Below are 18883 nucleotides of genomic sequence, written 5' to 3'. Positions count from 1 at the left end.
GGACGACTTGACGAAATGAATCAGGGTGGCGCCATTATACACCGCCGGCAGGGGATCCCCCACAAAGATATTGCTATTTGGCACGGGTTATTGTCTCATCCATAATTCGACCCCGCGGCACCCGCCGCCGCTTCGCTGCAAAGGAGAGATCGATGGCAGAGGAAAGGGCACAGTATACGAAGAAACAGGTTCTCTGGGGGCTGGTGGCCATCTTCGCCGTCTACGGCACGGTGGCCTATTCGGTGCAGACGCTGACCATCGCCCGGCCGAAGATCGCGGCCGACCTGGACGGGCTGTCGCTGTACGCCTGGTCCGTTTCGATCCCCGCGCTGGTCATGGCGCTGGTAACCGTCATCTTCGGCAAGCTTTCGGACATGTTCGGACGGCGCCTCATCCTCATGATCGCCCTGTCCGCCTCGCTCGCCGGGACCGTCCTCTCCGCCCTCAGCCCCACCTTCGTGTTCCTGATCGTGGCGAGCGCGATCGCGGCCGTGGGCGCCGGGGCGATGATGCCCCTGGTCTTCGCCGTGGTCGGCGATCTCTTCCCGCCCACGGAGCGGGCCAAGTGGGTCGGCCTCCTCAACATCCCGCTTGGGGTGTTCACCCTGACCGGCCCCGCCCTCGGCGGCTTCATCGTGGATACCCTGAACTGGCGCTACCTGTTCTGGCTGGCGGTCCCCCTGCTCGTCCTCTGCCTCGTCACCGTGCCCCTGGGGGTCCCTTCCATGGCCAACCGGGATAAGAGCCGCAAAATCGATTTCAAGGGCTGCTTCTGGATGGCCCTGGCGGCCTCGAGTTCCATCCTCGCCTTTTCCTACGCCGGCACCACCTTCCCCTGGCTCTCCACCCCGATCCTGGGCCTCCTCCTCCTCTCGGCCCTCTGCTGGGTCGTCTTCGTCAGGGTCGAAACCCGCGCCGGGGAGCCCATCCTCGATCCGATCGTGCTTCGGAACCGCTCCTTCAGCACCGTGGCGCTGGCCACCTTTTTCTCCTCCTTCGGAACGATGGGAATGATGATGTACTTCCCGATGTTCCTGCAGGGGGTCCAGGGGATCAGCACCTTCCACAGCGGTTTCATCACCACCCCCTACGGGGTCCTGACGGCCTTCATGGGGGTTCCCGCCGGCTACGCCATCGCCCGCACGGGGCGCTTCAAATGGATGTTCGTGGCCGGGTACGGCCTGCTGGTGGCCGCCATGTTCGCCCTGATCCTCTTCGGCGCCGGCACCCCCGTCGCATGGAGCGTGGCGGTGGCCGTGGTGGCGGGACTGGGTTACGGCGTCATCCCGACGATCAACACGGTGGTGGTGCAGAACGCGGTCCCGATGCGCCTGCTGGGGGTGGCGATGGGGGCCCTCTTCTTCTTCTTGAATATCGGGTCGGCCATCTCCCCCGCGATCCTGGGCTCTACGATGAACGTCGCCTACGCGCGGGCGCTCGAGCGCTCGCTGCCGGAGGAACTCTCACCGGCGGCGGACGCGCGGATCCTCGAGGCCGTCGACGACCCCCAGGCGCTGCTGTCGGGCCCCGCCCTCGCCAATCTCCGCACCGCGCTCGAGGCGAAGACCGGCGGGGACGGGCGGCTGTTCGACAGGACCCTCGCCGCGGTGCGCGGGTCGCTCGAGGCGGGGCTGCGGGCCGTCTTCTGGATCGGTGCGGCGATGATGCTCCTCGCCCTCCTCATCATCGCCACCATCCCCAGGAAAACCACGGGCGGGGAGGCGTAGCCCCCCCGCCCCTCATCGCTACCGGATGCTCTGCAGCTCCTCGCTCATCCCCTGCTCGTAGGTGCTCCACCCGGAGTTCATCCCGTAGGGGCAGCGGTGGAAAATGGCCTCGATGCGCCGGATCTGCCCCTTTTCCACCTTGAAGATCTCCGCCAGCTGCCAGGTCCAGTTGATGGGGAGGTGGTCGAAGAAACCGAAGGCGTAGACGTTGCCCCGCTCGCGGTCGACGGCGACGAAGCGCCGGTCGCGGATCCGGGTCACGATCCCCTTGAGCTGTCCCGACTCGAACTGCTTCTTGCACTCCCGGGTCGAGAGCATGCCGTTCTCGTAGCGCACGCAGTCGTCGGTGAAGGGGTAGTAGCCCTTGCCGTCGTTGCGTTGCAGGCCGGCGAAGTAATAGTTCCCGACCTCGACCAGCTCCTCGCGCGACATCCGCTCCGCCTCGGGAATGGTCTGGGTGAAGATCTCGTGCGGCGCCCCCATCTTTTCCACCGCTTCCGCCGTGGGGGGGAACTTGGAGGCCGGGGTGTCCCCGGTCAGGCTCTGTTCCGGCCGGATGACCAGCTGCTCGGCCTCGGTAATCAGCCCGTCGAGGATCTTCAGCCGGATGGCGACGGCGACCGTGGTGGGGGAGGCCGGCTTGGCCCCCGGTGCGGCCTTCGCCCCCGGGGCGGCGCCCCCTTCCCGGGCGGTCCCGATGAAGGCCACCTGCTGCGTCTCGACGTCGGGGATATAGAACTTGTAGGTCCCCTTCCCCGACATGCCGTACCAGAGCCCCTCGCCGCCGAGCGGCAGTTCCACGCCGTTCTCGGTGAAGCGGCAGTTCTTGTGGAAGAGGTCCGGGCTCGCCTTGTGGGCGATCATGGCGTCCAGGTACCGGTCGATGTAGTTTTCCAGGCAGGCGCGGTCGCACTCCGGCTTGACCGCCGGCTGGGCGAGCGCCACCGGGACGAAAACAAAGAAAAGGGCCGCAACACACCAACGCATTCGCATAAGATTCCTCCTTGTCAGGCAGTAAGTTTAAAACGGTTTCAGGGCTGTTTCGCGACCATCATACTCGAGATCGGGCCGAAAGCAACGAAAGACAGGGACGGCCCCAGCCTCCCCCGGAATCCATAACCGGAGCCGCAGGCGCGAAGTTACGGGAAGGGCCCGCTCAGGCTGCCCGCAGGACGAACTCCACCTTGATCGCCTCATAGGGGAATTCAATGCGTCCGCTGTCCGTGCGCCGAATCAGACCCGCCCCGATCAACGCGACGACGTCCCCGTGAACACCCTTGACATCCCGTTCGACCCGCCGCGCCGCTTCCCGTATGGACAGGGGACCTGCCCCGCAAAGCGCCTTGAGCAACTCCCAGCGCTTGGCCGTGAGCACTTTCCACAACAGTTCCGGCGAGGCAAAACTGATTCGGTCCGCCTTCTGTTGCCTGTTGCCCTTCCAGGCTGCGGAGAATTCAGCCATGGCGTCGCCCGGGAGCTTGACATCAAGAATAACCGTTTTCATGATTCCACCTCTCTATGTCGGCCCTGAAGTCCGCCAGAAGTTTTTCGGGATTCACGAATTTGTAATCCAATTCCCGCCCGCCCCAGTGCCGGTGGTCGCCCTTCCCACTCTCGTTGTCGTAGCGAAGCACGCAAATCTCGTCAACCACATAGGCCAGGCGATATCTGAAAACATGCCCGGAACCGGGCAAAGGCCTGACCAGATGCCAAAGGACCATCTCGGCAAACCTGTTTTCGGCGAGCACAATCCTGTTCCGGACCAACTCGACGGCCTTCATGTTGGAAATTATACCAACACGCCTTGTTTGTCGTCAATATTTCCAACACCGTTCTATCTGGCAAACTCCCTTATAATTGTCGATGCAACCCGGTGCGGGAGAGGATCCCTTTGAAAGGCGTACTTATGAAGTACCCGGTCAGGAACCTGGTCATGGCTTCCGGCCTTGCCGTCGTCGGCCTGGCCATCGCCGCCGCCGGAATCTATGTCGGGGAGACCGACGACGCGCCGGGCGCGGCGCTCATGGGCCTCCTGCTGATGATCGTCGCGCTGGTGTTCGGCGTGAAGATCGCGCGGCGCCGGAAATAACCCCGTCGGTCGAAGCACCGCAGGAGATCCTTGAATATCCCGGCCCGGTTCGATTAGAGTGGCGCGAAGTGTTCAGCCCCTTAGAGCACCGGGATACTTATGAAAAAACTGCTCCCTTTCCTTTTCATCGCCTCCCTTTCCTTCTCGACCGTTTCGGGGGAGGTGTCCGCGAACCTCCAAAAGATCAACGACGGCTGGCTCTTCTTCAAGGGAGACCCGGCCGGGGCGGAGGCCCCCGCGTTCGACGACTCCGGCTGGCGCCGGGTGGACCTCCCGCATGACTGGAGCGTCGAGGGGCCCTATTCCCCTGCGCTCGCGAGCGCCACGGGCTACCTCCCCGGCGGGGTCGGCTGGTACCGCAGAACCATCGACATTCCGGCCGAGCGGAAGGGACAGATGGTGTTTCTCCATTTCGAGGGGATCTACCGCAACGGGGAGATCTTCGTCAACGGCTCCTCCCTGGGGATGCGGCCGAGCGGCTACGTGCCCGTATACCACGATATCACCCCCTTCGTCACTCCCGGGGGCACCAACACGGTCGCCGTGCGCGTCGACCACTCCGAATCGGCCGACTCCCGCTGGTACACCGGCTCCGGCATCTACCGCGACGTCTGGCTCCGCTTCGCCGACCCGGTCCACATCGCCCCCTGGGGCGTCTACTGCACCACCCGCACTCTCGGCGGCGCTCAATCGGCCGTCACCGTGGAAACCACGCTCGAAAACTCCACCGGCCGCGCGCGCACCGTCACGGTCGTCCAGGAACTCGCCCGCCACGACCGGACCGTGGCCGCCCGGCACGGCTCCAAAGTCACCCTGCCCGCCGGGGGGAGCGAACGCCTCGTCCAGGAACTTGAAATCGCGCGCCCCCGCCCCTGGTCGGTGGAGGATCCCTACCTCTACCGCCTGCAGACCACGGTGAAGGAGGGGGAGCGCGTCGCCGACCGGGGCGTCACCCGCGTGGGCCTCCGCACCTTTGCCTTCGACCCCGACAAAGGTTTCTTCCTGAACGGGAAAAACATGAAGATCAAGGGGGTGTGCCTCCACCACGACGCCGGGACCCTGGGATCGGCCGTCCCCCGCGAAGTGTGGGCCCACCGCCTCGAAACCCTGAAAGCGCTCGGGTGCAACGCCATCCGGACCAGCCACAACCCCCACGCCCCCCTCCTGTACGACCTGTGCGACGAGATGGGCCTCCTCGTCATGGACGAAGCTTTCGACGAGTGGGAGTTCCCCAAGAAAAAATGGCTCGAAGGGTGGAACGTGGGCACCCCCGGGTTCGAGGGCCCCGCCTCATTTTTCGACGAGTGGGGGGAGCGGGACCTCGGCGACCTGGTCCTGCGCGACCGCAACCACCCCTCGGTCTTCATGTGGAGCATCGGAAACGAGGTCGACTACCCCAACGACCCCTACTCCCACCCCATCCTCGACCGGGAGGGGATCGGGCAGCAGCACGCCCCGGGCTATAAGCCCGCACAGCCCCACGCCGACCGGCTGGGGGCCATCGCCCGGCGCCTGGCGGCCGTGGTGCGGAAATGGGACCCTTCCCGGCCCGTCACCGCCGGGCTGGCGGGACCGGTGATGTCGAACGAGACGGAATACCCCGCGGCCCTCGACGTGGCCGGCTACAACTACAGCGAAAACCGTTACGCCGCGGACCACGCCCGCTATCCCGAGCGGGTGCTCTACGGGAGCGAGACCGGCCACTCGCTGGACGCCTGGAAGGCGGTGCGCGACCAGGCCTTCATCTTCGGCCAGTTCCTATGGACCGGGATCGATTACCTCGGGGAGGCGCACCGCTGGCCCTCGCGCGGCTTCACCTCCGGGCTGCTCGACCTGGCGGGCGACAAGAAGCCCCGCGCCTTCTTCCGGGAGAGCCTCTGGTCGGACCAGCCGATGATCTACTGCGGCACCTTCCCGAGGGGCGCCCGCTTTTCGGCCACCGACGCCCCCCCGGTCTGGAACTACCGGGAGGGGGACGAGGTCACCGTGATCTGCTATACCAATTGCGATTCGGCCCGCCTCCTCCTCGACGGGCGCGGACTCGGCCCGGAAAAGGCGCGCGACGACGACAACGGCTACCTCTCCTGGGACGTCGTGTGGCGCCCCGGGAAACTGGAGTCGGTGGGTTCCGTCGCCGGGCGCGAAAGGGCGCGCCACGCGCTCGAGACCACCGGCCCGCCCCGCGCCGTCCGGGCCGTTCCCCTCAACGGCCCCGTAGCGGCCGCGCGCGGCACCGCCCTGGTAGCCCTCCGGATCGTCGACGACCAGGGAAGAACCGTCCTGGAAGCCGGCAACGAGATCACCTGCGCCCCCTCCGGCCCGGTCCGGCTGCTCGGGCTGGAAGCGTCCGACCCGACCGACATGGGCGACTACACCGACAACCGGCAGAAGGCGTTCCAGGGGAAGATGACGGCCTATCTCCAGGCCACGGGGACCAATGGGACCGCCCGGGTCCGCTTCACCTCCCCCGGGCTCGAGCCGGCGGAGATCACCCTCGAGCTGCGATGATCACGGAGCGGCAAAGTCCGCGGCTTCGAACCCTCTTCACGATGCCGCCCGGTCTTGACTACGACCGCCTTTTGCCCAAAGATTGGGGCGGGAGGGGCAATGGAAGTTACAGGCATGGTCATGATCGAGTCGATTCAGGAGCAAAAACGGGAGCTGCGCAGGAAGATGCGCGCGCTGCGTGCGGCCGTCCCGCCCGGCGAGCGGATGGAGGCCGGCCGCGGGATCATCGATACCCTCCTGTCGGGCCGCCCCCCCATCGCTGCGCCCGGCCCCGGGTCGGTCGTGGCGCTGTACGTGTCCGACGGCGGGGAGCCCGACTTCATCCCGTGCCTCCCCGAGTTCGCCCGGGCCGGAATCGTGTGCTGCTTTCCCGCCTTCCGCGAGGACCGGATGGGATTCTACACCGCGGCGGAGGTCTCCGATTTTGCGCTCGGCGCCTATGGCCTGTACGAGCCGACGCTCCTGTCCCCCCCGATCGCCGGCACGGACATCGACGTCATGCTCCTGCCGGGACTGGCGTTCGACCGCGCCGGGTCGCGCCTGGGGCGGGGCAAGGGGCATTACGACCACTTCCTTGCCGCGATCGATCCTCCGCGCCGTCCCCTGGCCATCGGCACCTGCCACGATTTCCAGGTCGTCGATCATGTGCCGGTCAACGAGGCGGACGTGAGGATGGACTTCGTGCTGACCCCGAGCGGCGTTCTGACGTCCGTCCCGCTTCCCTGAGCACGTAAAGCGCGTCCACGGTGACGAACGGGTTTCCCTTCCTCTTGTGGACGCCGCCCCAGTCGGCGTAGGTGCCGCGGCTCTCGATCCGCTCCGCCCTTTTGACATTGGTCCATTCGACCGGAAAGGTGCCGTCCTCGAGCCGCTTGCTCTCGAGCAGGTCGAGGGGGTCGCGGCAGCGCGGGTCGCGGATCCTCCCCAGTTCCGCCATCACGACGAGGGCTCCGAGCAGGTCGTAGAAGCGGATGGGGTAGTGGATCCTGTCGACGGGGCCGCCCCAGTCGGGCACGATCGGGGCGCCGTCCCGCCGGCGCCAGAGCAGCCGTTTCCCGAGAAGGAATTCCGCCGCGCGCCCGGCGGCCTCCGCCGCCCGCGCATCCCCCCGGGTGCGGGCCCAGAGCGCCAGTCCCCGGAGCGGGATCAGCGTCTCCTGCACCGAGGAGGTATGCGCCGCCGTGCGCTTGTCGCAATTCCATCCCCCGTCGGGCCACTGAAACCGGACCAGGCGGTCGACCAGCAGCGGCACCCGCTCCTCGTCCACGATGCCCAGGAGGAGCTGCGCCCAGATGGCGTTCCCCTCCATCGAGGCGCAGCGCCGCGGCCGCTCCGGCTGTTCGGGGAGGATCAGGCTGCAGGGCGGCTTCAGGAAAGCCGGCGCGAACATCCACTCCATCACCCGCCGCCTGAGCGGGAGCAGCCGTAGGTCCCCGGCCGGGTACCCGATTTCGGCCAGCGAGTAGAGGGTCCAGTGCGGCCCCTGCCACTTCCGGTAAGGGTTGAACCGCTCCATCTCGAGCGCCCGCAGAAGGCTGTGCGCCATATCGGACGATCCGATCGCCCGGCGCAGCCGCCGCATCCCCGGAGAACCTTCCGGGTCGCCGGCCAGCAGCCGCCGCGCCCGGTAGGCGACCACCGGGTTTTTGTCGCCGCAGAGCGAATCCTCCAGAGTCATGAAACCTCCCCCTCGCGACCGCCCCATTTCCATTCAATCAGCGCATCTTCCCGGCCGATTTCCCTGAAGCCGAGCTTCCTCAATAACCCGATCGATTTCCCGTTGTCCTCGCCGCAGCGGGCCGTGATCCACCGGACACCCGGCCGGCCTTCGGCCCACCCCATGAGGGCGCGTGCCGCTTCCTCGCAGTACCCCTGACCCCTTTTGCCCGGGACAATGCCGAACCCGATTTCGATCGAACCCTTCTCGTCCGGCTCGCCGATAAACCCCAGGCTCCCGACGATTTCCCGAGTCCGTCGGTCGAGGATCAACCAGCCGTTGAATCCCGTGACCCCGTGATCCCTGATCAGTCGCCGGAAATGCGGCAAGGCTTCGACCAGATCCGGTTCCGGCCATTCCTCGTCGGCACCGATGCCCAACGCGGTCAGCCGTTCCCGGTCCCGCTCCATCGCGGCCTGAATGATTTCCTCGCTAAAAGGAATAATCCTCAGACGTCCGGTATCCATTTCCACAATATCCCCTCTTCCGCGCCCGGCTATCGTCCGGAGCCCGAGACCCCGACAATTTCCTCCACCCGGAACGCCACCATCTTCCGGATCAGGCTCAGGGGCATCGGTTGGTCGATGGCAAAGCGCACCGAGCCCTTGGCTCGAGGATACGGGGACAACTCCCGCTCGAATTCCCGGATCGCCGAGGGCGTGGGATAGAACCCGATATGCTCCTTGAACGCGGCAAAGTGCACGAGGTTCCCCTTCAGGACGAAGGTCGGGATCCCGTATCGGATCGCTTCCTCGGCATCCGGGGCGGCCTCCCGAATCGTGGCGCGTATCTGCCGCAGCGCCTCCCGCACCTCGGGCGGAAAGCCGGCAATGTACTCGTCGATGCTCCCGGCGGCACCCCGGCTGCGTTTCATGGATGGTCTTCTCCCGATACGGAGGCGCCATCCATACCCCGGTCCCGGACCTCCCCCGCCGGTGCGCCCCCCGTTCGACCTTGGCGGCGAAGTGTCTTCCGCGCCGTGACGGGCACAGCCGATCGACCTTCAGTAGATGCAGGCATCGAGTAGCGCCAGGACTTCACCCAGAAGCTCGTCCGATGCCTTTCCGATGAGCTTCACCTGACGCGCACGATAATCGATGGACTTGACCTGCTCCACCATCACGAATCCTTTGACATCGGGGTTACGGATGATCGCCACATGAAAAGGGTAACCACGGTCGGTCGTGGTGAGCGGACATACGATGGCCAGACCCGTCCGTTCGTTGAACAGGGTATTGCTCACCACCAGGGCGGGACGACGTCCCTTCTGTTCATGCCCCGCCTGGGGATCGAACGTGACGGCGATGAAATCGCCCTTCTGGGGGATATGGGCCTTCACTTACCAGACCTCTCCGCCTGCAGGGCTGCCCCAATCCAGTTCTTCGGCCCTGTAGTCCTCGGGTATGCGTGACACGAGCTCTTCCAGATTGAGTCTTCCCCGAACCCGTCTTGCCGGAGCGATGACAATCAGGCCGTCCCGGACGGTGACTTCGACGCTTTCGCCCGGGGAAAGCCGGGCGTCTTCAAGCACCTGCCTGGACAGACGCAATCCATGACTATTTCCCCACTTCTGGATTTTAGTGACCATGACCCGCCCCCATGTATATCCATAGTATATCCCTCAGGCGCAGGGTGCGTCAAGGCGCCAGCGCGACGATCAGCGATATGCGAACGACAGGTCTCCTCATGGACGTCTCCCTAACTTGCCCTACCGCAATCCTTTACGCGCGGGCTGGGTCTGCCATAGCTTACGATGGCCACGTCCAGGCCGGCATCCTCGTAGAGATTCAGGGCACGATCGATGGCGCCGAGGATCCAATCGGTTTCGTTCCCGAACGCCCCCCCGCCCAGATGGGTCAGAAAGACCCTGCTGTCGCCATTTCTCTCCGCATTGCAGACCGCGGCACAGAGGGTCGCCTCATAGGCCGCCTCCAGTACGAGCCGCGCAAAGTCCTCCCAGAGTTCCGGCGCATGCCGCGCATAGGCCACCGGCAAGGCGGAACAGTAGGCTTGCGTGACCAGGTGCCGGCAGTCGTTCTGGGTTACCTGGGTGTTCCACTGAATGCCGATCCGGAGCCTTTGGCGTATCCTGTCCCTCTCCCCCTCGCCGGACGCCCGCAGCTTTCCCGCAATCTCGACCAATCCGTCGTGCGACGCCATGGCGTAGCCGTTGACCATCTCGAGTAGTCGATTCCCGGAATTCCCGAGCGCCGCCGCGACACCCGCAAGGCAATCGATCTGGTTGTCCGCGGACTGGCCCACCTGTCCGTCGACCGGGACAAAATAGTTTCGATAGATGGTACCGGCGCCCGCCGCGATGGCGCATGCCGGCCCCTGGGTGCGGTCCTGCTCGTAGATCCCGACCCCCTGCTCCGGCGTCACTCCCGGAGCCACCATCTCCAGGAGGTTGAACTGGGAGGCGACCTGAAACAGCGCTCCCGCATTGGCTTCGTCCACATGCAGATGCCGGACATCGGCAACGACCTCCCGCACCGACGATCGCCCCGATCCGCGGCCACCCGACCGGGCCCGTTCCCGCAACTCCGCCAGGGAAGGGGTTTCGAGTTCACCGCAAACCCATGCCCTCCCGTTCACGTGCGATTTCAGGGTATTACCGTCAACGGACAGATTGGTCCGGACCTGCCGCGGGGATTGCTCGGAAAAGCCGGTGAGTGTTTCAAACCAGGTCATGCATACCCCCGTCACGCCACAACATTCCCGCGAGCGGTACCAGATAAAAAAGCAATCAAACGCGCGGACAACCCTTCAACTGCCAACGATTCCCCCCCCCGGGGGAGCCCCCTTCGGGGAAGCGGCAGCGGCTCTCCTGACGGCCTGGATCAGGTCCCCGGCCGGTCCGCTTTTCGTCAGGTAACTCGCCGCACCGGCGTCGCGCATGGCCTGAGCCTTTTCACTCTCCTCGAACATGGACAGTCCGATAATGTGGATCTCCGAATACTTGTTGTGAATGATGCGCGTCGCCTCCACGCCGTTCAGTTTCGGCATGTTCATATCCATGAGAATCACATCCGGCAGCAATTTGGAAGCAAGGCTGACGGCCTCGTGCCCATCCGCCGCCTGGCCCACGACTTCGATATCCGGCTCGTCGTTCAGCAGGTTTTGAATTCCCTGTCGCACGACGGCGTGGTCATCGACCAGCAATACGCGGATCCTTTTGCCGGGAACGTGTGGGTGCAGGAAATTGTGAGCACCCTCCTTCGGCAATTCCGCGAATGGGTCCGATTGCGGCCCGACGCTGGTGATCGGCATGGAAATGACCAATCGGCTGCCCCGGCCGGGGGCGCTGTCGATTTCCAGCTTCCCCCCGAAAAGTTCCAGTCGCTCACGGATGCTGAACAGCCCGAATCCCCTCCCCCCTTCGCCTGCCGGGGGCAGTGCATTCGGATCGAAGCCAACGCCCTGATCGGACACGATCACCTGCAGGGATTCCTCGATCCGACTTAGCCTGACGCAGGCCGAATGGGTGCCGGCGTGTTTTGCTATATTGAACAACAATTCCCGAACCGCTTCAAAAAGCAGGATGGTAAGGTCGTCCGGCAGAGACCCGACCGGTTCGGTCTTCAGATCCACGAAGAGCCCTTGCGTATCGGCCATGCGCCTGCCCAGCCATTCAAGGCCGGCATTCAGCCCCGCATCGTGGAGGATCGGGGGGCTCAGTTCCGCCGTCAGGGACCGGGAGGATTTGATGGATTCATCGATCAGAGCTTCGATTTCCCCGGCAGCCGGTTTCGCCGCATTCTCCACGCTCCTGCCAAGCACCGACAGGCGAAACTTGGCCCCGACAAGCAATTGCTGGAGGTGGTCATGCAGGAAACTTGCCAGGCGCCTCCGCTCCCGCTGCTCCGAAATCGTCAGTTCACCCGCCAGGGCACGGAGTTGATCCGCCCGCTGGACAAGTTCCACGGTGCGCTCCTTCACCTTGCGCTCCAGGGTGGCGTTTGCCTCCAGTAACGCCTCCTCGGCCCGCTTGCGGTCGGAAATATTTGTAAACGTGATGATGATTTCGGCCACACTGCCGTCATCCGCCATGCGGGGCAAGCCGTTGGCCAGAGCCCAGACCAGGTCCTCCGGATTGCCGCGCTGTATGCCGAGAACCAGGCCTTCGAGGGGCGCCTGCCCCGCCAATACCCGTGCGGCGGGATACTCTTCGACCGGCATGACCGATCCATCCTCGCGCAAAAATCTCCACGCCGGATCCTCCAGCTCCTTTCCGATCGCTTCCGTCTCCGAAACCCCGAGCAATCTCCGGGCCTCGGGATTGCTGCGCGCCAGGCGGCCGTCCGGCCCATGAATCACGATTCCGACAGGCGCATTCTGCACCAGCGCCGTCAACCGCTGTTCGCTCTCCCGAAGCGTCGTCTCGATCTGTTTGCGTACGGTGATATCCTGCGCGAAAACCGCGATATCGTCTCCCATCGCAACCACGGCCGTTCGGAACCACGTCAGGGCGGGGATGCTGTCGCCCTGGTAAGGTGCTTCCAGAATGCCGGCTTCACCCGTTTCCGCCACCCGTTGAAAGATTTCGTGGAAGGGCGAATGGCGGTGCCCGGGTAGAATTTCAGACAGCCTCCGCCCCACTACCTCATTGGGGTCGGTGCCGTTCAGGCGCGCGATTGCCGCATTCTCATAGATCCACTGGAAATCGATGATGTGCCCCTGCTCGTCGCGTACCGGCCGGAGAATCGTAAATCCGTCCGGTGAAAGCTCCTGCGCAATCCGAAAGCGCTCCTCGCTCTGCCGCAGCGCCTCCTCGGCCAGTTTGCGCCTGCTGATGTCCTGGAAATAGACGGCCAGGCCTTCTTCGCCGGGATAGCAGTGGCATTCCAGCCACTGGTTCAGAGGTTCGGGGTAGAACTCCTCGAAGTGGACGGGCTGACCGGTCGTGACGGCCTGGTGGTATCCCTCGTAGAACTTCGTACCTTTGGCATGGGGAAAGAGATCCCATACGCAGCCGCCGATCAGGTCCTCGCGGCGCATGCCTATCATCCTGGCGCCGGTCTCGCTCACGTACGTGTAGCGCCAATCGCCGTCCAGTACCAACAATCCATCGGTGATGCTTTCGAGGACTGTCTCAAGCCTCCGGCGCTCCTTGTGAACGGCATCCTCGGCCCGCTTCCGGTCGGCGATCTCAGCCAGGCGTAGTCGGGCTTCCAGTTCGGCAATTTTCCGCTGCAGATCACCGTATGTCGGTTTCCCGGGCATGCGCTTCCCCTGGAACGAGTCAGATTCGGTTACGGCCAGATGAGCATTCCTGAAAAGAGACGGTAACGACCTTGTCTGCACTCCATTATCCCGGATTATTCGCCGCCTGCAAGGAGATTGACGGCACCCGGTGTCTGACTCGGCGATACAGGAAACCGATAAAGCGTGGCGGGATCCCAGGCTTCCTTCGTTGGGAGCCGGGGGATGTCAGAGGCCGTAGGGAAGCTTGGAGGCCATCATCCGCTTCCGGTCAATCCGGCGCCCGTCGACAATGAACGTGCCGTCACCGACGGCATGAATGCCGCGCTTTTCCCTGCGCTCGCTATCGATGCAGGCGGCAACCCCCTTCAACACGACTATGTTATGCCCCGTAACGAAGTCGACGACCTTGCACTCGATATTGGCCATGCATTCCCTTATCAGGGGGGCCGCCACCAATTTCGCATGCACGGGAGTGAGTTTGAACCTGGCGAATTTGTCGGTGTCCGCCCCGGAACAGGTCCCGATACCCACAACCTTGTCGAGCATGTCGACCGCGGGAATCGCGATGACGCACTCCTTGTTCTTTCGCAGGGCCGCGAACGAGTAATTCCATTCGCCCGTCGTGATGGCAAACATGGGAGTGAAATCCATCACCATGGTCCAAGAGATGGTCATGATGTTGTTCCTCTTCCCGTCATGAGTCGTCACGAGCACTACGGGTCCCGACTCCATCAAGGTAAAGGCCCTGCCCAATTCCAGCTGACGCATGATCGTATCTCCCTGTTCTCCCCAACCCGACGGTCCCGACAGGCTCACCCGGTACCGTCAAGGCGTGCGACGCCGCCCATCACCGCGCCATCAGCGCGAACACCCCCCAGCCCAGGTATTCGCGCGTATAGGTGGCGAACCGCTCCGGTTCCGAGGCCAGTTGGGCCCGAACCTCCCCGGCGAACTCGTCGTCGGGATTGGCTTCGAGCCATCGGCGCATGGTGAGCCACTTGGCCGCCTCGTACCTGTCCCACTCCTCCCGGTCGGCCAGGACCATTTCCACGACGTCATAGCCCAAGCGCCCGAAAGAAGCGAGCAGTTCAGCAAGCCGGAGATACTCGGAAATCGAGCCGGCAAGACACCCCTTTGCGACCTCTTCCGTCGGCGGCAGCCGCCTCCAGTAGGGTTCGCCGACGAGGAGGATGCCGCCGGGGCGGAGGCTCCGCGCCAAAAGATCGATGGTGCCGGCCACTCCCCCGCCGATCCACGTGGCGCCGAGGCAGGCGGCCACATCGGTCTTCTCGCCGGAGACGTAGCCGGCGGCATCGCCATGGACGAACCTGACCCGGTCGGCGACACCGAGCTCCTCGGCGCGCTCCCGCGCCTGCTCCGTGAAAAGCCGGCTCATGTCGATGCCGGTGCCGACGACGCGGTAATCGCGCGCCCAGGTGCACAGCATCTCCCCCGAGCCGCTGCCGAGGTCCAGCACGCTGGTTCCCGCTTCCAGCCGCAGCGCCGCGCCCAGAGTCGCGAGCTTTTCGGCCGTAAACGGGTTATGGATCCGGTGGGCGCTTTCGGTGATGGTGAAGATCCGCGGTATATCCACTGTATGAAATCTCCTCAAGGGTGAAAAAAAATTCGTCCGCCGGTGGCGGCCCTCCGGCCGTATGCCGAACGATCGCCTCGGTGCGTTTCTCCCGGTCCCCGCGCGGGAACTCGTGCCCGGTTCCCTCGAGCGTCACGCCTGAAATGCGCCGGCTCGCAACATGGGTCGGGAAACCTGCGCCACGTCATTCCGTCCCTTTCTGCTGGGCCGCCTTGAGAGTCTCGACCTCCGTTTTGAGGGCCGCAATCTGCGCTTGCGCCGCGCTGGCGACGCTGAGCGCGATGATTCCAAAGATAAATCCGAGGACGTCCATTTTCGAGCTCCTATCTTGTCAGCCGACACTCGAGGTTCTTGGATGCTTTTTGTGACAATTTTGCCATGCCTTTCGATCACCTATGGGCATCCCGTGCACGACAGCTTCAAACCCTTGATCAATTCCCTTGCCGTTTCCACCTGATCGGTCCGCACCATAAGCTTTGGTGTGGCAAACGATATCTGGGCATTTTCGCCCTCGATGAAGAAGTTGATTTCCTTACTATCCAAAATCAATTTTAGGATCGCTACATCTCCAGGGCTTGGATTTACAAGAACTTCTGCGTAATCAGAGAGCTCGGGCCTCGGTGGCTTCGGATCGGGCGGCAACTCTTCAATCAGCCCCACCCTGCATTCTGGACATTCATTGATGCCATCCACAAACTCTGATTTGCATTTCGGGCAGAACATAGATTTTTGCTCCTTTTCCTGATACCCATGGTTACAGCTGATCCATTGAAGCGCTCTTTGCCCATTCGGCCCCAGCCGATAGTCGGTCGGGGGAAGCAGCATCGGTACGCTCCCGAGATCCAGTTATTCCAGCTATTTTACGAGAATATCAACACGATTTGAAATAGCTCTTGTTAGTGGTTTGTCAGACTCATTTTTGTAGGCAATCGAAGGCAGCAAGCCGTCTAGGACCGTGTCGTCGAGTCGAACGGGAAGGACATATTCCTGTCTTTCTATCATGGCCCGGGCAAGGACAGCCTTTAGCTCGTGACGAGTCCACACCCTGTCTTAGTAAGCGGCGGAGACGAACACGACTGCATATCTCGCCCACCGCATGTAGACATTCACGAGGTGCTCTTGAAGATCCTTCCCCCATAGAGCCGCTCGTTCAAACTCATCGTAGAACACCCTGACCCCGCGTCCTTGCAGCGAACGGGCGATGGCATCGACGCTTTCGCGGTCCGGCCCCCCAAGTGAAAGCGCGACGTCGTAATGGAAGGAATTGCTGTTATCCATGATGTTGCTCTCGTCGGCATAACGCCTCGATTAGCTGCGGCGCGTTTTTTGCGCCGCCTGCTTGAGCGAGTAGCGCGCCGGGTTGCCCATCAGCAGCTAGGATTCGCGGCAAAACCGCGGTGAAAACACACTCGCCCATCTGTAGACTCGATTCCTACCCGGACAACGCTGTCCGCGCACAAGGAGCAGGCCGGAGGTTCGGCGAACTCCCACGCTTCCACCCTCCCCGTACTCATCGAGTCAGGCCACCATGAGAAGTCGCGGAACAGTTCGCTAGGACGATTGCCAATCGGTCCGGGAACGATGCGCGCCTTCTGGGAAATCAATAATGCGCGAACTGCGTCGGGATTCCCGGTACTATAGCATCCCCAAGTCCGGATACTGTCGATCTTGTGTACCTCACGAATCTTCGTGGCATCAGTCGGCAGAATGTCCGGTATCCATCCGCTGGGGTCAGCGGCCCTCGCGACATTGGCATCAGGGAATTGACTCTCATACAACTCGGAAAATGGACCTACACAAGCGCTACTTAGAACGATGGTGGCAAGCGCCACGACCCTCTTCATCCTAGATGAATTCATCGCTTCACTCATTTCCGCCGAACGGAGCGGCGGATCAGCGGCAAATCCGGAGGCAAGCTTGCTTGCCGGAGGATTGGTCCGCTGAATCCGCATGATGGCCGGCGCCCAGCGCCGGGCAGCATGCGGATGATATCCGCCGCTCCGATGGCGCGGCGCGTAGCGTCCGCGCCATTGTTCCGCTGAGCTGCGGCGCGCTTTTTGCGCCGGCAGCTGAATGCCATAGTTAGGCATTCATTCCCAATAACTGTGTTTTCGAGGCATGAAATAGTTTTCGTAGATGCCTTTGGGACCTCGCAGCTTCAATCCCTCTTTTGTTACGGTTCCAATGTACTTCCCGGGCTCAAAACCCGAAGCAGAATCCTCAGGTATCAAAAATACGATATTTGTACCTTTAACCAAGATGTTAACTACCTCCGGAAATCCCGGCGCTCCTTCGGAAGCTTGCACAATGGCCGAATATCCTCTGGGATTGGGGACAACGTGAATCTCCGCGCCGGACATGTCACCTGACTTATCGCTGAGACGGAAAGTGCTGAATATTCCCGTCATATTACTCTCTTGTGCCAAAGACACTTTTTCCCCAAGAACTCTTATGGCTGTCTCGTTGTCCGGTGCTACGTCCAGCACTGCTAACAAATACTCTGCGGCCGCTTCGTCATCCCCCCTGGAGGCATAGGCTCCTGCGATTCCCGCAACGACGTTATGCAAGAGCGGATATCGATCAGCGTGGCGCAGCGTGAGCGTCGCCGCCTCGTCCAAGCGGTTATTTGATAGCAGGTAGCCCAAGAGAGACTCGAATGCGAGGTACGGTGTGGCACGCTCCATTCCGAATTGTTCGCCACTGCTCCTATACAGTTCGTCGATTTCCGTCAAGACTTCCTCGGCGGGCAAATCGCTAAAGGTAGTCTCTGGAGCTACTCTCCAGTTCGAAAAGATCCATTGAAGGCCTTTGTATATGCCGGGAAGGGCGACGGTGCCATGCTCTTCTCGCACGAGCGGATTGTAGCCCCACCGAAGTCCATCTGGTGCCCCCATCTCCAATATCCCAACGGTTTCGCGCAATCCGTCGAGCGCGGGGTCCTCGTCGCTCGACGTTACAAAATAGAGCGAGGCGTTCATGTCCTGATCGCGATCTAGGAACGCCTCGACTTCCGACACCAACTCTTGATCATTCCAATTAAGGCTCGGATCGATCAAGAGATAGCTATCGAAGGATCCGGGACGATTAACGAACGTGTACATCGCAAACAGGCCGCCCAACGAATGCCCTATCAGCACACTGTATCCGGTCGTACGATAATCCTTGTCTATCCGAGGCTTTAGCTCTTCAACGATGAATTGCAGGAACTGGCCTGCGCCTCCTTGCGACAAAAAGGAACCAGCCAGCGTCTCCGAGGGCGGCGTCAGGTCGCGCATGCGATTCGTAGTGCCAATCGCCACCACCAGCAGTGGCGGTATCGCATCGTTAGGGAATCCTCCCAGAAAACGGGTCGTGCCGATTGTGTGATGAAGATGGCTTTCACCGTCTAGCACGTAAAGAACCCCCGTAGCTTTCTGTTCCTTCGCCATAGGACTGTGGCATGCCCACATAGATTTGCCGGGCCTCGTTCAGGATTCGTGACTCAAGGGCAAAACTCTCGCCTGTCACGATGGGCGGCAGTGCCTCCTGTCCGGCAACTGGTACGGCAATGAGCATGCATGTAAGCAGGAGTTTGCTGGAGAGCTGCATATCTATCCTCACACCAGTGGGCCGCCCGAGACCGCCGTCTTTCGGGCACGCAAGCGGCCACCGCGACAGTCCGTCCGCGCCGTATAACGGAGCGGCGGATCAGCGGCAAATCCGGAGGCAAGCTTGCTTGCCGGAGGATTTGTCCGCTGAATCCGCATGATGGCCGGCGCCCAGCGCCGGGCAGCATGCGGATGATATCCGCCGCTCCGATGGCGCGGCGCGTAGCGTCCGCGCCATCGTATCGCTAAGCTGCGGCGCGTGCTTTTCGCGCCGTCAGCTTAAGCGGGTAGTTAGCCCGCATTATTCATGAAGCTCCTGCTGCGTCGGTGCAATCGGGCATGTCTACTGCGTTACGCTTGGTCGGATTCCTCGACGTACCGTCCAGTACGCCTGCGGAATCCTCCCGGCTCGCGCCTTGTATCCACGCCCACCTGCGCCGCCTCGCGACGTACCCT

Annotated in this window: 19 protein-coding genes; 4 read left to right on the top strand and 15 right to left on the bottom strand. The window is 62.8% G+C overall.

Annotated features, from left to right (window positions below; genetic code table 11):
• Window positions 1–152: 152 nt before the first annotated feature.
• Window positions 153–1727 (top strand): MFS transporter, encoded by a 1575-nt coding sequence (locus GXY47_12135; protein ID NLV31890.1) that lies wholly within the window; start codon window positions 153–155, stop codon window positions 1725–1727.
• Window positions 1728–1745: 18 nt separating this feature from the next.
• On the opposite strand, the gene GXY47_12130 is transcribed toward GXY47_12135, so the two are convergent.
• The 3 genes from GXY47_12130 to GXY47_12120 form a co-directional block, all read right to left on the bottom strand.
• Entirely contained in the window at window positions 1746–2720 is a 975-nt protein-coding gene (locus tag GXY47_12130) for a hypothetical protein (GenBank protein ID NLV31889.1), read from the bottom strand.
• Between the two features lie 163 nt (window positions 2721–2883).
• Window positions 2884–3231: a DNA-binding protein gene (locus GXY47_12125; GenBank protein ID NLV31888.1), complete on the bottom strand. Its 348-nt coding sequence runs from the start codon at window positions 3229–3231 to the stop codon at window positions 2884–2886.
• The gene (locus tag GXY47_12120; GenBank protein ID NLV31887.1) at window positions 3212–3508 is read right to left on the bottom strand and encodes a hypothetical protein; all 297 of its coding nucleotides are present in this window, start codon (window positions 3506–3508) and stop codon (window positions 3212–3214) included. Before GXY47_12120 ends, GXY47_12125 begins: the two co-directional genes overlap by 20 nt.
• A 110-nt stretch (window positions 3509–3618) precedes the next feature.
• Between GXY47_12120 and GXY47_12115 the strand changes: the two genes are divergently transcribed.
• The 3 genes from GXY47_12115 to GXY47_12105 all read left to right on the top strand — a co-directional run bounded on the left by GXY47_12115 (window position 3619) and on the right by GXY47_12105 (window position 7050).
• Window positions 3619–3816, top strand: a complete 198-nt coding sequence (locus GXY47_12115; protein NLV31886.1) for a hypothetical protein — start codon at window positions 3619–3621, stop codon at window positions 3814–3816.
• A gap of 99 nt (window positions 3817–3915) precedes the next feature.
• Window positions 3916–6324 carry a DUF4982 domain-containing protein gene (locus GXY47_12110; GenBank protein NLV31885.1) on the top strand — a complete coding sequence of 803 codons (2409 nt, stop codon included), beginning with the start codon at window positions 3916–3918 and terminating at the stop codon, window positions 6322–6324.
• A 99-nt stretch (window positions 6325–6423) separates the two neighbouring features.
• Complete coding sequence (locus GXY47_12105) at window positions 6424–7050, top strand: 5-formyltetrahydrofolate cyclo-ligase (GenBank protein NLV31884.1); 627 nt, start codon at window positions 6424–6426, stop codon at window positions 7048–7050.
• Here the strand turns inward: GXY47_12105 and GXY47_12100 are convergent.
• From GXY47_12100 to GXY47_12045, 12 genes are all read right to left on the bottom strand, one after another.
• Entirely contained in the window at window positions 6977–8002 is a 1026-nt protein-coding gene (locus tag GXY47_12100; GenBank protein NLV31883.1) for a hypothetical protein, read from the bottom strand. The two genes, GXY47_12105 and GXY47_12100, sit on opposite strands and share 74 nt — an antisense overlap.
• Window positions 7999–8508, bottom strand: a complete 510-nt coding sequence (locus GXY47_12095; protein ID NLV31882.1) for a GNAT family N-acetyltransferase — start codon at window positions 8506–8508, stop codon at window positions 7999–8001. Before GXY47_12095 ends, GXY47_12100 begins: the two co-directional genes overlap by 4 nt.
• A 29-nt stretch (window positions 8509–8537) precedes the next feature.
• Entirely contained in the window at window positions 8538–8915 is a 378-nt protein-coding gene (locus tag GXY47_12090) for a hypothetical protein (protein NLV31881.1), read from the bottom strand.
• Between the two features lie 129 nt (window positions 8916–9044).
• Window positions 9045–9380, bottom strand: a complete 336-nt coding sequence (locus GXY47_12085; GenBank protein NLV31880.1) for an mRNA-degrading endonuclease — start codon at window positions 9378–9380, stop codon at window positions 9045–9047.
• The gene (locus tag GXY47_12080; GenBank protein ID NLV31879.1) at window positions 9381–9629 is read right to left on the bottom strand and encodes a transcriptional regulator/antitoxin, MazE; all 249 of its coding nucleotides are present in this window, start codon (window positions 9627–9629) and stop codon (window positions 9381–9383) included.
• 110 nt (window positions 9630–9739) lie between these two features.
• Window positions 9740–10732: a hypothetical protein gene (locus GXY47_12075; GenBank protein ID NLV31878.1), complete on the bottom strand. Its 993-nt coding sequence runs from the start codon at window positions 10730–10732 to the stop codon at window positions 9740–9742.
• 75 nt (window positions 10733–10807) lie between these two features.
• On the bottom strand, window positions 10808–13264 hold the full coding sequence (locus GXY47_12070) for a PAS domain-containing protein (protein NLV31877.1): 2457 nt from the start codon (window positions 13262–13264) through the stop codon (window positions 10808–10810).
• A gap of 207 nt (window positions 13265–13471) precedes the next feature.
• A complete protein-coding gene (locus tag GXY47_12065) occupies window positions 13472–14014 on the bottom strand; it encodes a flavin reductase family protein (protein ID NLV31876.1) in 543 nt (180 codons plus the stop codon).
• Window positions 14015–14093: 79 nt separating this feature from the next.
• Window positions 14094–14840, bottom strand: a complete 747-nt coding sequence (locus tag GXY47_12060; protein NLV31875.1) for a methyltransferase domain-containing protein — start codon at window positions 14838–14840, stop codon at window positions 14094–14096.
• Between the two features lie 393 nt (window positions 14841–15233).
• On the bottom strand, window positions 15234–15665 hold the full coding sequence (locus GXY47_12055) for a hypothetical protein (protein ID NLV31874.1): 432 nt from the start codon (window positions 15663–15665) through the stop codon (window positions 15234–15236).
• A gap of 225 nt (window positions 15666–15890) precedes the next feature.
• Window positions 15891–16118 (bottom strand): hypothetical protein, encoded by a 228-nt coding sequence (locus GXY47_12050; GenBank protein NLV31873.1) that lies wholly within the window; start codon window positions 16116–16118, stop codon window positions 15891–15893.
• 812 nt (window positions 16119–16930) lie between these two features.
• Window positions 16931–18268, bottom strand: a complete 1338-nt coding sequence (locus tag GXY47_12045; protein ID NLV31872.1) for a hypothetical protein — start codon at window positions 18266–18268, stop codon at window positions 16931–16933.
• Window positions 18269–18883 lie beyond the last annotated feature (615 nt).

It is taken from the genome of Acidobacteriota bacterium (assembly GCA_012729555.1).
GTDB lineage: Bacteria > Acidobacteriota > UBA6911 > UBA6911 > UBA6911 > UBA6911.
Note: the sequence above shows the minus strand (reverse complement) of the source record. Positions and strands in the feature narration are given on the sequence as shown.

Bases quoted from the DNA above. Each gene is read 5' to 3' on its own strand.
- GXY47_12135 (NLV31890.1), top strand. From the start codon at position 153: ATGGCAGAGGAAAGGGCACAGTATACGAAGAAACAGGTTCTCTGGGGG.
- GXY47_12130 (NLV31889.1), bottom strand. From the start codon at position 2,720: ATGCGAATGCGTTGGTGTGTTGCGGCCCTTTTCTTTGTTTTCGTCCCG.
- GXY47_12125 (NLV31888.1), bottom strand. From the start codon at position 3,231: ATGAAAACGGTTATTCTTGATGTCAAGCTCCCGGGCGACGCCATGGCT.
- GXY47_12120 (NLV31887.1), bottom strand. From the start codon at position 3,508: ATGAAGGCCGTCGAGTTGGTCCGGAACAGGATTGTGCTCGCCGAAAAC.
- GXY47_12110 (NLV31885.1), top strand. From the start codon at position 3,916: ATGAAAAAACTGCTCCCTTTCCTTTTCATCGCCTCCCTTTCCTTCTCG.
- GXY47_12105 (NLV31884.1), top strand. From the start codon at position 6,424: ATGGAAGTTACAGGCATGGTCATGATCGAGTCGATTCAGGAGCAAAAA.
- GXY47_12100 (NLV31883.1), bottom strand. From the start codon at position 8,002: ATGACTCTGGAGGATTCGCTCTGCGGCGACAAAAACCCGGTGGTCGCC.
- GXY47_12095 (NLV31882.1), bottom strand. From the start codon at position 8,508: ATGGATACCGGACGTCTGAGGATTATTCCTTTTAGCGAGGAAATCATT.
- GXY47_12090 (NLV31881.1), bottom strand. From the start codon at position 8,915: ATGAAACGCAGCCGGGGTGCCGCCGGGAGCATCGACGAGTACATTGCC.
- GXY47_12080 (NLV31879.1), bottom strand. From the start codon at position 9,629: ATGGTCACTAAAATCCAGAAGTGGGGAAATAGTCATGGATTGCGTCTG.
- GXY47_12075 (NLV31878.1), bottom strand. From the start codon at position 10,732: ATGACCTGGTTTGAAACACTCACCGGCTTTTCCGAGCAATCCCCGCGG.
- GXY47_12070 (NLV31877.1), bottom strand. From the start codon at position 13,264: ATGCCCGGGAAACCGACATACGGTGATCTGCAGCGGAAAATTGCCGAA.
- GXY47_12065 (NLV31876.1), bottom strand. From the start codon at position 14,014: ATGCGTCAGCTGGAATTGGGCAGGGCCTTTACCTTGATGGAGTCGGGA.
- GXY47_12055 (NLV31874.1), bottom strand. From the start codon at position 15,665: ATGCTGCTTCCCCCGACCGACTATCGGCTGGGGCCGAATGGGCAAAGA.
- GXY47_12050 (NLV31873.1), bottom strand. From the start codon at position 16,118: ATGGATAACAGCAATTCCTTCCATTACGACGTCGCGCTTTCACTTGGG.
- GXY47_12045 (NLV31872.1), bottom strand. From the start codon at position 18,268: ATGGCGAAGGAACAGAAAGCTACGGGGGTTCTTTACGTGCTAGACGGT.